This window comes from Streptomyces sp. NBC_00582, assembly GCF_036345155.1.
Taxonomy (GTDB): Bacteria; Actinomycetota; Actinomycetes; order Streptomycetales; family Streptomycetaceae; genus Streptomyces.
Map to the genome: position 1 here is coordinate 4,274,082 of NZ_CP107772.1, position 12,803 is coordinate 4,286,884.

Genomic DNA, 12,803 nt, shown 5'->3' on the forward strand with positions numbered 1-12,803 from the left:
GCTTTCAGCTCTTTACACCGAATAGTAGAAGTTGTTCGCACAGAGGGACGGGGAGTGGTATAGGGCCCCTATTCCGGCGCCCCACGCCTCCGTCAGGCCTCGCCCGCCGCCTTGCGCGTGTGCAACTGCCGGGCCACCTCGGCGATCGAGCCCGAAAGAGACGGGTACACGGTGAACGCGTTCGCGATCTGTTCGACCGTCAGATTGTTGTCGACGGCGATCGAGATGGGGTGGATCAGTTCCGAGGCGCGCGGCGCGACGACCACACCGCCGACGACGATCCCGGTGCCCGGACGGCAGAAGATCTTGACGAAGCCGTCGCGGATGCCCTGCATCTTGGCACGCGGGTTGCGCAGCAGCGGCAGCTTGACGACCCGGGCGTCGATCTTCCCGCCGTCGACGTCGGCCTGGCTGTAGCCGACGGTGGCGATCTCGGGGTCGGTGAAGACGTTCGACGAGACCGTCTTGAGGTTGAGCGGGGCCACCGCGTCGCCGAGGAAGTGGTACATGGCGATACGTCCCTGCATGGCGGCGACGGACGCGAGCGCGAACACGCCGGTCACATCACCGGCGGCGTACACGCCGGGCGCGGTGGTGCGGCTGACCTTGTCGGTCCAGATGTGGCCGGACTCGCGGACCTTGACGCCCGCCTCCTCCAGGCCGAGCCCCTCGCTGTTGGGGATCGCGCCGACGGCCATCAGACAGTGCGAGCCGGCGATGACACGGCCGTCGGAGAGGGTGACCTCGACCCGGTCGCCGACCCGCTTCGCGGACTCGGCGCGCGAGCGGGCCATCACGTTCATCCCGCGGCGCCGGAAGACGTCCTCCAGGACTGCGGCGGCGTCCGGGTCCTCGCCGGGCAGCACCCTGTCGCGGGAGGAGACGAGGGTGACCTTGGAGCCGAGGGCCTGGTAGGCGCCGGCGAACTCGGCGCCGGTGACACCGGAGCCGACCACGATGAGCTCCTCGGGCAGCTCGCCGAGGTCGTAGACCTGGGTCCAGTTCAGGATGCGCTCGCCGTCGGGCTGGGCGTCGGGCAGCTCGCGCGGGTGACCGCCGGTGGCGATCAGCACGGCGTCGGCGGTGAGGGTCTCCTCGGTGCCGTCGGCGGTGGTGACGACGACCTTGCGGGAGCCGTCGAGGGCCTGCATGCCCTGGAGCCGGCCCTTGCCGCGCATCACCCGGGCGCCGGCCCGGGTGACGGAGGCGGTGATGTCGTGCGACTGGGCGAGCGCCAGCCGCTTCACCCGCCGGTTGACCTTGCCCAGGTCCACCCCGACCACCCGGGCCGCCTGCTCCAGCGGCGGGGTGTCGTCGGCGACGATGATGCCGAGTTCCTCGTACGACGAGTCGAAGGTCGTCATGACCTCGGCCGTAGCGATCAGGGTCTTCGACGGCACGCAGTCGGTCAGCACCGACGCCCCGCCCAGACCGTCGCTGTCGACGACGGTCACCTCCGCACCGAGCTGCGCGGCCACCAGCGCCGCCTCATAGCCGCCGGGTCCGCCACCGATGATCACGATCCGAGTCACGTACTCCATTGTCCCGCACGTCCCGGTGTGCCGGTCGCCCGGGGGCGAACGGAGATACGCCTGTGACGGAAGTGACCCGCGCGCCGGCTGCCGTACCCTCCTCCCATGTCGCTCTACGCCGCGTACGCCGGCAACCTCGACGCGCGGCTGATGACCCGCCGCGCCCCGCACTCGCCGCTGCGCGCGACGGGCTGGCTCGACGGATGGCGGCTGACCTTCGGCGGGGAGCAGCTCGGCTGGGAGGGCGCGCTGGCGACCGTCGTCGAGGACCCCGAGGCGCGGGTGTTCGTCGCGCTGTACGACATCGCCCCGATGGACGAGGAGTCCCTGGACCGCTGGGAGGGCGTCGGCCTCGGCATCTACCGGCGGCTGCGGGTCCGGGTGCACACCCTGGACGGCGACGCCTCGGCGTGGGTGTACGTCCTGAACGGGTACGAGGGCGGCCTGCCGTCGGCCCGGTACCTCGGGGAGGTCGCGGACGCCGCCGAGTCGGCCGGCGCACCCCACGACTACGTGATGGAGCTGCGGAAGCGTCCCTGCTGATCGATCCTGGAAGGCATGAGCGGGGTGCGCCACGGTTACCAGGTCCAGTACACGGAGCAGGCGGCGGCCGCGCGCGACCGCCTGGACGAACGGCAGCGCGCCAGATTCGACCGGGGCGTCGCCGTGCTGGCCCGCGATCCCTATCTGCCCGCCTCGCGCGCCGTCAGCGGCACCGGCGACGACCGCACGGTGCGGCTCACCGAGCACATGTTCGCGGAGTACATCGTGAGCCGGGGACGGCTGCTGATCTTCGTGGTCGAGGTGTTCAGCGACGAGGACGTCCTGGTCCCGGAGGACTGAGCACCGGCTGCGCAGGCACCCCTGGTTGGAAACGACAAGGCAACGATCCCTTTCCCGTGGGCTCTGTCATCTACGCGCGTAGGCAAGAACCGGCTACCCTCATCCGCGTGAACGCATCTCTTCTCCCGGACGACATCCAGGGCGACCCCCACGCCGCCGCCGACGCCGCCGCCGCGCGCCTGCGCGAACTGACCGGCGCCGAGACCCACGACGTCGCCCTCGTGATGGGCTCCGGCTGGGCACCCGCGGTGGACGCCCTGGGCGCCCCCGACGCCGAGTTCCCGGTCACCGAGCTGCCCGGGTTCCCGCCGCCCGCGGTCGAGGGCCACGGCGGCAAGATCCGCTCGTACCGCATCGGCGAGAAGCGCGCCCTGGTCTTCCTGGGCCGCACCCACTTCTACGAGGGCCGCGGGGTGGCCGCCGTCGCGCACGGCGTCCGTACGGCCGTGTCGGCGGGGTGCAAGACCGTCGTGCTGACCAACGGCTGCGGCGGTCTGCGCGAGGGCATGCGCCCCGGGCAGCCGGTCCTGATCAGCGACCACATCAACCTCACGGCGACCTCGCCGATCGTCGGCGCGAACTTCGTCGACCTCACCGACCTGTACTCGCCGCGGCTGCGGGCCCTGTGCAAGGAGGTCGACCCCACGCTGGAGGAGGGCGTCTACGCCCAGTTCCCCGGGCCGCACTACGAGACGCCGGCGGAGATCCGGATGGCCCGGGTCATCGGGGCGGACCTGGTGGGCATGTCGACCGTGCTGGAGGCCATCGCGGCGCGTGAGGCCGGGGCGGAGGTGCTGGGTATCTCCCTGGTGACGAACCTCGCCGCGGGGATGACCGGGGAACCGCTGAACCACGAGGAGGTTCTCCAGGCGGGGCGGGATTCCGCGACGCGCATGGGCGCCCTGCTGACCCAGGTGCTGGACCGCCTGTAACCGGCCCCTGGGGGCTCCGCCCCCGGGCCGCCCGACTCGGTCGGCGAACCGGCGAGACACCACACACGAGAGGCTGACCGACGTGCAAGACGACCTGATCATCCGCGCCCGGGCCTGGCTGGCCGAGGACCCCGATCCGCAGACCCGCGCCGAACTCGCCCGGCTTCTCGAGTCCGGTGACGTCACCGAGCTGGCCGCCCGCTTCAGCGGCACGCTCCAGTTCGGCACGGCCGGTCTGCGCGGGGAGCTCGGGGCAGGGCCCATGCGGATGAACAGGGCCGTCGTCATCCGCGCCGCCGCCGGTCTCGCCGCCTACCTCAAGAAGCACGGCCACACCGACGGAGTCGTCGTCATCGGCTACGACGCCCGCCACAAGTCGGCGGACTTCGCCCGGGACACCGCCGCCGTGATGACGGGCGCCGGACTGCGCGCCGCCGTGCTCCCCCGCCCCCTGCCGACCCCCGTCCTCGCCTACGCCATAAGGCACCTCGGCGCGGTCGCCGGTGTCGAGGTCACCGCCAGCCACAACCCGCCCCGCGACAACGGCTACAAGGTCTACCTGGGCGACGGCTCGCAGATCGTGCCGCCCGCCGACGTGGAGATCGCCGCCGAGATCGACGCGATCGCCTCGCTGGACGACGTGCCCCGCCCCGGGAGCGGCTGGCAGACCCTGGACGACTCGGTCCTGGACGCCTACCTCGCCCGTACGGACGCCGTGCTCGCCCGGGGCTCCGCACGCACCGCCCGCACGGTGTACACGGCGATGCACGGCGTCGGCAAGGACGTCCTCCTCGCCGCGTTCGCCCGCGCCGGGTTCCCGGAGCCCGCGCTGGTCGCCGAGCAGGCCGAGCCCGACCCGGACTTCCCGACCGTGGCCTTCCCCAACCCGGAGGAGCCCGGCGCGATGGACCTCGCCTTCGCGAAGGCCCGCGAGACCGGCCCCGACCTGGTCGTCGCCAACGACCCGGACGCCGACCGCTGCGCCGTGGCCGTCCCCGACGGCGGCGACTGGCGGATGCTGCGCGGCGACGAGGTCGGCGCCCTGCTCGCCGCCCACCTGGTCCGGCGCGGCGCGCGCGGCACCTTCGCCGAGTCGATCGTCTCCTCCTCCCTCCTCGGCCGGATCGCCGAGAAGGCGGGACTGCCGTACGAGGAGACCCTCACCGGCTTCAAGTGGATCGCCCGTGTCGAGGGCCTGCGCTACGGCTACGAGGAGGCCCTCGGCTACTGCGTGGACCCGGAGGGCGTGCGCGACAAGGACGGGATCACCGCGGCGCTGCTGATCACGGAGCTGGCCTCGGAGCTCAAGGAACAGGGCCGCACCCTGCTCGACCTGCTGGACGAGCTCGCCGTGGAGCACGGTCTGCACGCCACCGACCAGCTCTCCGTCCGGGTCGAGGACCTGTCCGTGATCGCCGACGCCATGCGCAGGCTGCGCGAGCGGCCCCCGGTCTCGCTCGCGGGGCTGTCCGTCACCCGGGCCGAGGACCTCACCCGGGGCACGGACCGGCTGCCGCCGACCGACGGCCTGCGCTACACGCTCGACGGCGCCCGGGTGATCGTCCGGCCCAGCGGCACGGAACCCAAGCTGAAGTGCTACCTGGAGGTGGTCGTCCCGGTGGCCGACCTCACGGCCCTCCCGGCCGCCCGGACCAAGGCGACCGAGACCCTCGCGGCGATCAAGCGAGACCTGTCGACAGCGGCCGGCCTCTGAGCCGAGGCACAGGGCCGCCCACGGCGGTGCGCGCAGGGGCACCCCGCGCACGGGCAGCGTCCGCGTCCAGCGGTGCGCCGCGTCACCGTCCCAGGCCGGGCAGCCCTCGGGGGTCGCGGAGGCGGGCAGCCGCAGCACCTCGGCAGGATTCGTAGTCATCGTTCCCCGGACTCACGGGGCCCCGCCTCGGCCGGCCCGGCCGGGGGTCCGCGCGCCGATGATGACGAAGAACCCTGCGACCTGGAACAGACGAAGGGTCACAACCGGGCCGCCCATCCACCTCACCGCACGCAGCGCCCCCGAAAGCCTCACAGGCGGCCAGCGGCCTCACCGGCCCGGGAAGCTCACCCGACCGCCACAGTCTCAGCGGCCCCCGCTCTCATCCCACCGCCAGCAAGATCGCCAGCACCACGGCCCCCGCGGCCGCCGGGCCGAGGATTTCCCACGCCCACCGCACGGTCACCTCGCCCTGCGCGCTTTCCGCCTTCTCGCGCGCCTCCCACAGGTTCCGCAGCTCGTCCATGACCTGGTCGGTCGCGGCCCGCACGGGTCCCTGCGGCGTCGACCGGGAGGAACCCCCGAACCCGCCGAGCCCGCCCCGGCCGCCCCCGCGCCCCGCGCCCGTCTCGCGCCCGGGGTGGCCGTCCGCCGCCGCCCGTGCCTCCCGTCGGGCCGCCGACTTGCGGGCCCGCAGCGACACCGGGATCGCCCAGAGCTGGACCTTGCTCCCCGACTTGGCCAGGGCCTCGTTGGAGTACCCGGACCGCAGCGCCGCGATCTCCCCCCAGGGCAGCACGACCACCCGGAACGGGTTGCGCACCCGCAGCCGGTCCTGGCCGGCGTACACGGCGGGCCGCAGGGTGAAGGCGACGACGAGCGGCACGACCAGGATGAGGGTCGCGAGCGCCAGCCATGGCGTACGCCCCTCCCCCGCGACGATCGCGTCGACGCCGAGCCAGCCGACGACGGCCAGCAGCAGGACACCGCTCGCGATACCGCCCGACGACCGGTGCACACGGTCGTCGAACTCGGAGGCCGGGGGCTGCGCGGAGGGCTGGTCTTCCGGGGTGGTCATAGGGCCGATTCTGCCCCAGCACGAGAGGCGGGGCCGAAGCGCCCCGAAGGGGCGCGGGGAACCGCGCGACCGGCCCCGGGTCGCCCGCATCCAGCCGCCGGGACCGCGCGCACCCTCCACGCCGAGACCCGGTCTCCCGGGCTATACATCCGCTACGCGCGTAGATATGCTCGTCTGGTGACCATGCCCACCAATGCACCCACCGCAGCCCTCGCGGACGTGACCTCGTCCGGCAGCACGCTGCGCCGCTTCCTCCACGGGCTGCCCGGCGTCGACGCGGTCGGCCTGGAGGCGCGCGCCGCCTCGCTCGGCACCCGTTCCATCAAGACGACCGCGAAGGCGTACGCCATCGACCTCGCCATCTCGATGGTCGACCTGACGACGCTGGAAGGCGCGGACACCCCGGGCAAGGTCCGGGCGCTCGGCGCCAAGGCGGTCCGCCCCGACCCGACCGACCGCACCACGCCCACGACCGCCGCGGTGTGCGTCTACCCCGACATGGTGGCCGTCGCCAAGGAGGCCGTCGCCGGCTCCGGCGTGAAGGTGGCCTCGGTCGCCACCGCCTTCCCGGCCGGACGTGCCGCACTCTCCGTCAAGCTGGCGGACGTGCGGGACGCGGTCGCCGCGGGCGCCGACGAGATCGACATGGTCATCGACCGCGGGGCGTTCCTCGCGGGGGACTATCTGAAGGTGTACGACGAGATCGTCGCCGTGCGGGAGGCGTGCGGGGCGGCCCGGCTGAAGGTCATCTTCGAGACGGGCGAGCTGTCGACGTACGACAACATCCGCCGGGCGAGCTGGCTCGGGATGCTGGCGGGCGCCGACTTCATCAAGACGTCCACCGGCAAGGTCGCCGTCAACGCCACGCCCGCCAACACCCTCCTCATGCTGGAGGCGGTGCGGGACTTCCGGGCGCAGACCGGCGTCCAGGTCGGGGTGAAGCCCGCCGGCGGCATTCGCAGCTCCAAGGACGCGATCAAGTTCCTGGTGCTGGTCAACGAGACGGCCGGCCCGGACTGGCTGGACAACCACTGGTTCCGCTTCGGCGCCTCCTCCCTCCTGAACGACCTGCTGATGCAGCGCCAGAAGCTGGCCACCGGCCGCTACTCCGGCCCCGACTACGTGACGGTGGACTGAGACCCATGACCACGGAAAAGCGGACAACTGTGTTCGAGTACGCACCGGCGCCCGAGTCCCGCTCGGTCGTCGACATCGCCCCCTCCTACGGCCTCTTCATCGACGGCGAGTTCGTGGAGGCGGCCGACGGCAAGGTCTTCAAGACGGTGTCGCCGTCGACGGAGGAGGTGCTCTCCGAGATCGCGCAGGCCGGCGCCGAGGACGTCGACCGTGCCGTCAAGGCCGCCCGCAAGGCCTTCGGGAAGTGGTCGGCGCTGCCCGGCTCCGAGCGCGCGAAGTACCTCTTCCGCATCGCCCGGATCATCCAGGAGCGCAGCCGTGAGCTGGCCGTCCTGGAGACCCTGGACAACGGCAAGCCGATCAAGGAGACGCGCGACGCCGACCTGCCCCTGGTCGCCGCGCACTTCTTCTACTACGCGGGCTGGGCCGACAAGCTGGACCATGCGGGCTTCGGCCCCGCGCCGAAGCCGCTGGGCGTGGCCGGCCAGGTCATCCCCTGGAACTTCCCCCTCCTGATGCTGGCGTGGAAGATCGCCCCGGCGCTCGCGACCGGCAACACGGTCGTCCTGAAGCCGGCCGAGACCACCCCCCTCTCCGCCCTGTTCTTCGCGGACGTCTGCCGCCAGGCGGGCCTGCCCAGGGGTGTCGTCAACATCCTCCCGGGCTACGGCGACACGGGCGCCGCCCTCGTCGCGCACCCGGACGTCGACAAGGTGGCGTTCACCGGCTCCACGGCCGTCGGCAAGGAGATCGCGAAGACGGTCGCGGGCACCCGTAAGAAGCTCACCCTGGAGCTGGGCGGCAAGGGCGCCAACATCGTCTTCGACGACGCCCCGATCGACCAGGCCGTCGAGGGCATCGTCAACGGCATCTTCTTCAACCAGGGCCAGGTCTGCTGCGCCGGGTCCCGCCTCCTCGTCCAGGAGTCGATCCAGGAGGAGCTGCTGGAGTCCCTGAAGCGCAGGCTCTCCACCCTCCGCCTCGGCGACCCCCTGGACAAGAACACGGACATCGGCGCGATCAACTCCGAGGAGCAGCTCACCCGGATCACCTCGCTGGTGGAGCGGGGCGAGGCGGAGGGCGCCGAGCGCTGGACCGCGGCCTGCGAACTCCCGGAGGCCGGCTACTGGTTCGCGCCGACGCTGTTCACCAACGTCACCCAGGCCCACACCGTCGCCCGCGACGAGATCTTCGGTCCGGTCCTGTCGGTCCTCACCTTCCGCACCCCGGACGAGGCCGTCGCCAAGGCCAACAACACGCCGTACGGCCTGTCGGCGGGCATCTGGACGGAGAAGGGCTCCCGCATCCTCGCGGTGGCGAACAAGCTCCGGGCCGGTGTCGTCTGGTCCAACACGTTCAACAAGTTCGACCCGACCTCGCCCTTCGGCGGCTACAAGGAGTCGGGCTTCGGCCGCGAGGGCGGTCGCCACGGCCTGGAGGCGTACCTCGATGTCTGACCGCACCAACGAGCGTCTGACTGTCTTCAAGACCTACAAGCTGTACGTCGGCGGGAAGTTCCCGCGTTCCGAGAGCGGCCGGGTGTACGAGGTGACGGACTCCAAGGGCAACTGGCTGGCGAACGCACCGCAGTCGTCCCGCAAGGACGCCCGTGACGCGGTGGTCGCCGCCCGCAAGGCCTTCGGCGGCTGGTCCGGCGCGACCGCCTACAACCGCGGCCAGGTCCTCTACCGCGTCGCGGAGATGCTGGAGGGCCGCCGCGAGCAGTTCGTGCGCGAGGTGGGCGAGGCCGAGGGGCTCGGCAAGTCCAAGGCGGCCGCCGTCGTGGACGCGACGATCGACCGCTGGGTCTGGTACGCGGGCTGGACCGACAAGATCGCCCAGGTCGTGGGCGGCGGAAACCCGGTCGCGGGCCCGTACTTCAACCTCTCCTCCCCCGAGCCGACGGGCGTCGTCGCGGTCCTGGCCCCGCAGGAGTCGTCCTTCCTGGGCCTGGTGTCCGTCCTCGCCCCGGTGATCGCGACGGGCAACACGGCCGTGGTGATCCCCTCCGAGAAGTCCCCGCTCCCGGCCCTCTCCCTGGCCGAGGTCCTGGCCACGTCCGACGTCCCCGGCGGCGTCGTCAACGTCCTCTCCGGCCGTACGGCGGAGATCGCGGCGCCCCTCGCCGCCCACCAGGACGTCAACGCGATCGACCTCACGGGCGCGGACGAGGTCCTGGCGAAGGAGCTGGAGATCGCGGCGGCCGACAACCTCAAGCGCGTCCTGCGTCCACAGCCTGTGGACGACTGGACGGAAACCCCGGGCATCGACCGCATGACCGCCTTCCTGGAAACAAAGACGGTCTGGCACCCGACGGGCTCCCTGGGCGCAGGAGGCTCGTCCTACTGACCACCGCCCCACTCCAGGGGCGCGGGGAACTGCGCGTCCCTTCGGGGGCGCGGGGAACTGCGCGTCCCTTCGGGGGCGCGGGGAACTGCGCATCTCTTCAGGGGCGCGGGGAACTGCGCGTCCCTTCGGGGGCGCGGGGAACTGCGCATCTCTTCAGGGGCGCGGGGAACCGCGCGACCAGCCCCCACGCCCCCGCAGTGACCCACCCGCCTCAGCCCCCCAGCACCCCCGCCACATCCCCCAGCACAGGAACCGCCCCGAGCGACCGCGCCTGAGCCACCGGCGCGGTCAGCATCTGCGAGGTCACCGGCTGGAAGTCGGCGACCTGCGTCCCGACCCCGTTGTCGAGCGGGTCCACACCCGTCCCCGCAAGCGGGTTGGGCTTGAGACCGGTGAGCGCCCCGGTGACGTACGGCAGCGTCGTGAGCACCCCCCGCACCCCGGTCTGCGGATCGATGTTCCCGAGCGAGGTCGGCCGGGTGCGCAGCACGTCGACGACGGGTTCGCCCGGCGCAGCCGACGCGGCACCGGCGCCCGCGCCCAGCGCCACTCCGGCGGTCGCGAGGGCGGCGAGCACACGCCGGCCGGTGGGGTTCTGGGGGGAAGCGTGTCGAGCCATGAGTGCTGCCACCTTCTGCTGCGCAACGTGATCGGATCGCCACACAGGGTAGGCGAGGTGTGACGCGCGCTTCAAAGCCGACCCGCGGGGTCGTACCGGGCCCGACGGATGCCTCACACTGGTGTCCCGTGAGCTCCCAACCGCCCATACCCACCCGAGTCGTGCTGCTCTGCGGCCCTTCCGGCTCCGGCAAGTCCCTTCTCGCCGCTCGCTCCGGCCTGCCCGTGCTGCGGCTCGACGACTTCTACAAGGAGGGCGACGACCCGACCCTGCCGCTGGTCGCCGGGAGCTCCGACATCGACTGGGACCACCCCGGCTCGTGGGACGCGGACACGGCCGTCGCCGCCATCGTGGAACTCTGCGCGTCGGGTCGTACGAACGTACCCGTCTACGACATCTCGCTCAGCGCCCGCACCGGCACGGAAGCGGTGGAGGTGGGGCGGACCCCGCTGTTCATCGCCGAGGGCATCTTCGCCGCCGAGATCGTCGAGCGCTGCCGTGAGCTGGGCGTGCTGGCCGACGCGCTGTGTCTGAGCCGCGGCCCGGTGAAGACGTTCCGCCGCCGCTTCCTGCGCGATCTGAAGGAAGGCCGCAAGTCGGTCCCGTTCCTGCTGCGCCGGGGCTGGCGGCTGATGCGCGCGGAGCGTTCCATCGTGGCCCGGCAGACCGCGCTCGGCGCGTACGCCTGCGACCGCGACGAGGCGATGGGCCGCCTGGCGTCCGCGGCGGCGGGCCGCAGCGCGGCGACGGCGCGCACCACCGCCTGAACGCTTCACCCGAACGGGGGACAGGCGAACCCTGCGGACACATGAAAAGCGGGACTGGACGGACCCCCCGGCCCTCCAGTCCCGCTTCCCCCGTTCCCCCCACGCCACCCCCCAGTGGCGTTCCCCCGTACCGCGCGGCACCGCTGCCCGGCTTCCCCCGTCGGACCCCCGGTACCGCTCCCCCGTGCTCCCCCCGTTCACCGGACCGGAGCCCGGCGTCTTCTCCCCCGTTCCTCCCCCGTGACCCTCAGGCGACGAGCTCCCCGAAGGCGTCCTCCTCGTCACGGCCGAAGCTGAGGACCTGGTCCTCGCGCAGCCGGCGGAGCGACCGCCAGATGCTGGACTTCACCGTGCCGACACTGATGTCGAGGATCTCCGCGATCTCCGGGTCGGTGCGGCCCTCGTAGTAGCGCAGGACCAGCATCGTCCGCTGGAGTTCGGGCAGCCGGGCCAGCGCCTGCCACAGGACCGCGCGCAGTTCGGTGCCGCGCATCGCGTCCGTGTCGCCGGGCGTCTCCGGCAGTTCCTCGGTCGGGTACTCGTTCAGCTTGCGGCGGCGCCACGCGCTGATGTGCAGGTTGGTCATCGTCCGCCGCAGATAGCCCCCGACGGCGGCCTTGTCACTGATCCGCTCCCAGGCGCGGTACGTGGAGAACAGCGCGCTCTGCAGCAGGTCCTCGGCCTCGAAGCGGTCACCGGTGAGGTGGTAGGCGGTGGCGTACAGGGAGGCGCGGCGCTCCTGGACGTAGGCGGTGAACTCCGCCTCGGTCAGCGAGCGACGCTCCCCCGTGTCCTCCCTGTACGCGGCTCCCCCGTGAGCCTGTTCCCCCGTGTCAACCACCGTCATGAACCCGGTGTGCTGACGCCCGGTGCCGCGAGCGCACCCCCGCCCGCTCACGACACCGGACTTCTCGGAAACCCGGCCGGCGTTCACGTCGTGGAGACGCGTGACGACTGCGACTGCGGTGGTGCTCTTACCGTGCAGCGTGTTCATCTCGCGCCCCCCGTCGTGGACTTCCGGTGTTTCGGTCTTTGCGTTCTTGCCTGTGCCGAAAAGACTGCCCGGGCCACTTCATCGCCGTGTCCGCCGACTGTCACAGACCTGTCACAGGGGTCTGTCACGCCGACACCACAGGACGTTCACAGACGTCGGGGGTAGAGTCGTCGGCTTGGTCGCGGACCGCCCACCGTGCCACGTTGACCTGGTGATTGCCGGCCAGGTGCCGTTCGCCGCCCGCCTCCGCGCCTGGAGGGAACCGCCCTGCTGTGGCGCGGCGACTTCCCGGGCGCCCGCCGATTGCTCGGCGTGATCGGTGGCCGTGCCCACCAGCGGCGGCCTGGGGGTGCTCGCGGCCGTCCTGGCCCGCCGGGGCGTGGGACGGATCATCGGGACCTACGGCGATCCGCGCGCCCTGGCCCGCGCCGGGGACAACGCCGACCCGGCTGCGCCTGACCGGACGGATCACGGGGGCCGAGGGGCTCTGTCCGCCGAGCGGCCAAGCCGGCCTGGTCGTCCGCAACCCGCCCGGGAGGCGATGCCGCACCGCTTCCCGACCGGTCTCGTACGACATCTGCGGCCCGGCGGAGAGGGCCGGCTGATCCTCTCCGACCTCGCCGAGCGCCTCGGTCCGCGCACCCGCGCCGAGCTGCCCTCCCTCTTCGAAACCGCAGGTCTGGCGGTGTGCGACCGGCTCGACACCCGCCCCCGCCACCGGCGCGCGCGGGACACGTCCGACCCCCTGCGCACCGCCCGCGCCGCGGAACGCATCTCCCTGTCCCGTCTCAGCCCCGACCCACAGGTCGAACGACAGCCCCCTCATGGGCCAGAATGAGCC

13 protein-coding genes are annotated in these 12,803 nt (G+C 72.3%); 9 read left to right on the forward strand and 4 right to left on the reverse strand.

All coding sequences use genetic code 11. From position 1 onward, the window contains the following. Nucleotides 1-92: 92 nt before the first annotated feature. Nucleotides 93-1,541 carry an NAD(P)H-quinone dehydrogenase gene (locus tag OG852_RS18755; protein WP_133912734.1) on the reverse strand — a complete coding sequence of 483 codons (1,449 nt, stop codon included), beginning with the start codon at nucleotides 1,539-1,541 and terminating at the stop codon, nucleotides 93-95. Between the two features lie 96 nt (nucleotides 1,542-1,637). On the opposite strand from OG852_RS18755, the gene OG852_RS18760 reads away from it, so the two are divergent. The 4 genes from OG852_RS18760 to OG852_RS18775 all read left to right on the forward strand — a co-directional run bounded on the left by OG852_RS18760 (nucleotide 1,638) and on the right by OG852_RS18775 (nucleotide 5,021). Then, nucleotides 1,638-2,075: a gamma-glutamylcyclotransferase gene (locus tag OG852_RS18760; RefSeq protein ID WP_133912735.1), complete on the forward strand. Its 438-nt coding sequence runs from the start codon at nucleotides 1,638-1,640 to the stop codon at nucleotides 2,073-2,075. 15 nt (nucleotides 2,076-2,090) lie between these two features. Then, on the forward strand, nucleotides 2,091-2,375 hold the full coding sequence (locus tag OG852_RS18765; protein WP_133912736.1) for a hypothetical protein: 285 nt from the start codon (nucleotides 2,091-2,093) through the stop codon (nucleotides 2,373-2,375). Between the two features lie 107 nt (nucleotides 2,376-2,482). Further along, nucleotides 2,483-3,307, forward strand: coding sequence for a purine-nucleoside phosphorylase (locus OG852_RS18770; protein WP_133912737.1), 825 nt, complete (start codon nucleotides 2,483-2,485; stop codon nucleotides 3,305-3,307). A gap of 82 nt (nucleotides 3,308-3,389) precedes the next feature. Continuing rightward, complete coding sequence (locus OG852_RS18775; RefSeq protein WP_133912738.1) at nucleotides 3,390-5,021, forward strand: phospho-sugar mutase; 1,632 nt, start codon at nucleotides 3,390-3,392, stop codon at nucleotides 5,019-5,021. A gap of 379 nt (nucleotides 5,022-5,400) precedes the next feature. Here the strand turns inward: OG852_RS18775 and OG852_RS18780 are convergent, their stop codons facing one another. Beyond that, nucleotides 5,401-6,096, reverse strand: a complete 696-nt coding sequence (locus tag OG852_RS18780) for a PH domain-containing protein (RefSeq protein ID WP_133912739.1) — start codon at nucleotides 6,094-6,096, stop codon at nucleotides 5,401-5,403. 183 nt (nucleotides 6,097-6,279) lie between these two features. On the opposite strand from OG852_RS18780, the gene deoC reads away from it, so the two are divergent. Genes deoC through OG852_RS18795 form a run of 3 tightly spaced genes read left to right on the forward strand, consistent with a single transcriptional unit; the run spans nucleotide 6,280 to nucleotide 9,582 of the window. Further along, entirely contained in the window at nucleotides 6,280-7,233 is a 954-nt protein-coding gene (deoC, locus tag OG852_RS18785) for a deoxyribose-phosphate aldolase (protein WP_330351464.1), read from the forward strand. 5 nt (nucleotides 7,234-7,238) lie between these two features. Next, nucleotides 7,239-8,690 (forward strand): aldehyde dehydrogenase family protein, encoded by a 1,452-nt coding sequence (locus OG852_RS18790; RefSeq protein ID WP_330348496.1) that lies wholly within the window; start codon nucleotides 7,239-7,241, stop codon nucleotides 8,688-8,690. Next, a complete protein-coding gene (locus OG852_RS18795) occupies nucleotides 8,683-9,582 on the forward strand; it encodes an aldehyde dehydrogenase family protein (protein WP_330348497.1) in 900 nt (299 codons plus the stop codon). The genes OG852_RS18790 and OG852_RS18795 overlap by 8 nt, the downstream gene beginning before the upstream one ends. Nucleotides 9,583-9,793: 211 nt before the next feature. Here the strand turns inward: OG852_RS18795 and OG852_RS18800 are convergent, their stop codons facing one another. After that, nucleotides 9,794-10,201: a hypothetical protein gene (locus OG852_RS18800; protein WP_133912742.1), complete on the reverse strand. Its 408-nt coding sequence runs from the start codon at nucleotides 10,199-10,201 to the stop codon at nucleotides 9,794-9,796. Between the two features lie 59 nt (nucleotides 10,202-10,260). Here OG852_RS18800 and OG852_RS18805 point away from each other — a divergent pair, with 59 nt between their 5' ends. Next, on the forward strand, nucleotides 10,261-10,968 hold the full coding sequence (locus OG852_RS18805) for a uridine kinase family protein (protein ID WP_166663550.1): 708 nt from the start codon (nucleotides 10,261-10,263) through the stop codon (nucleotides 10,966-10,968). A 247-nt stretch (nucleotides 10,969-11,215) separates the two neighbouring features. Here the strand turns inward: OG852_RS18805 and OG852_RS18810 are convergent, their stop codons facing one another. Next, nucleotides 11,216-11,962 (reverse strand): SigE family RNA polymerase sigma factor, encoded by a 747-nt coding sequence (locus OG852_RS18810; RefSeq protein WP_133912744.1) that lies wholly within the window; start codon nucleotides 11,960-11,962, stop codon nucleotides 11,216-11,218. Nucleotides 11,963-12,287: 325 nt separating this feature from the next. Here OG852_RS18810 and OG852_RS18815 point away from each other — a divergent pair, with 325 nt between their 5' ends. Beyond that, complete coding sequence (locus OG852_RS18815; protein WP_330348498.1) at nucleotides 12,288-12,800, forward strand: hypothetical protein; 513 nt, start codon at nucleotides 12,288-12,290, stop codon at nucleotides 12,798-12,800. The last annotated feature ends 3 nt before the right edge of the window (nucleotides 12,801-12,803 follow it).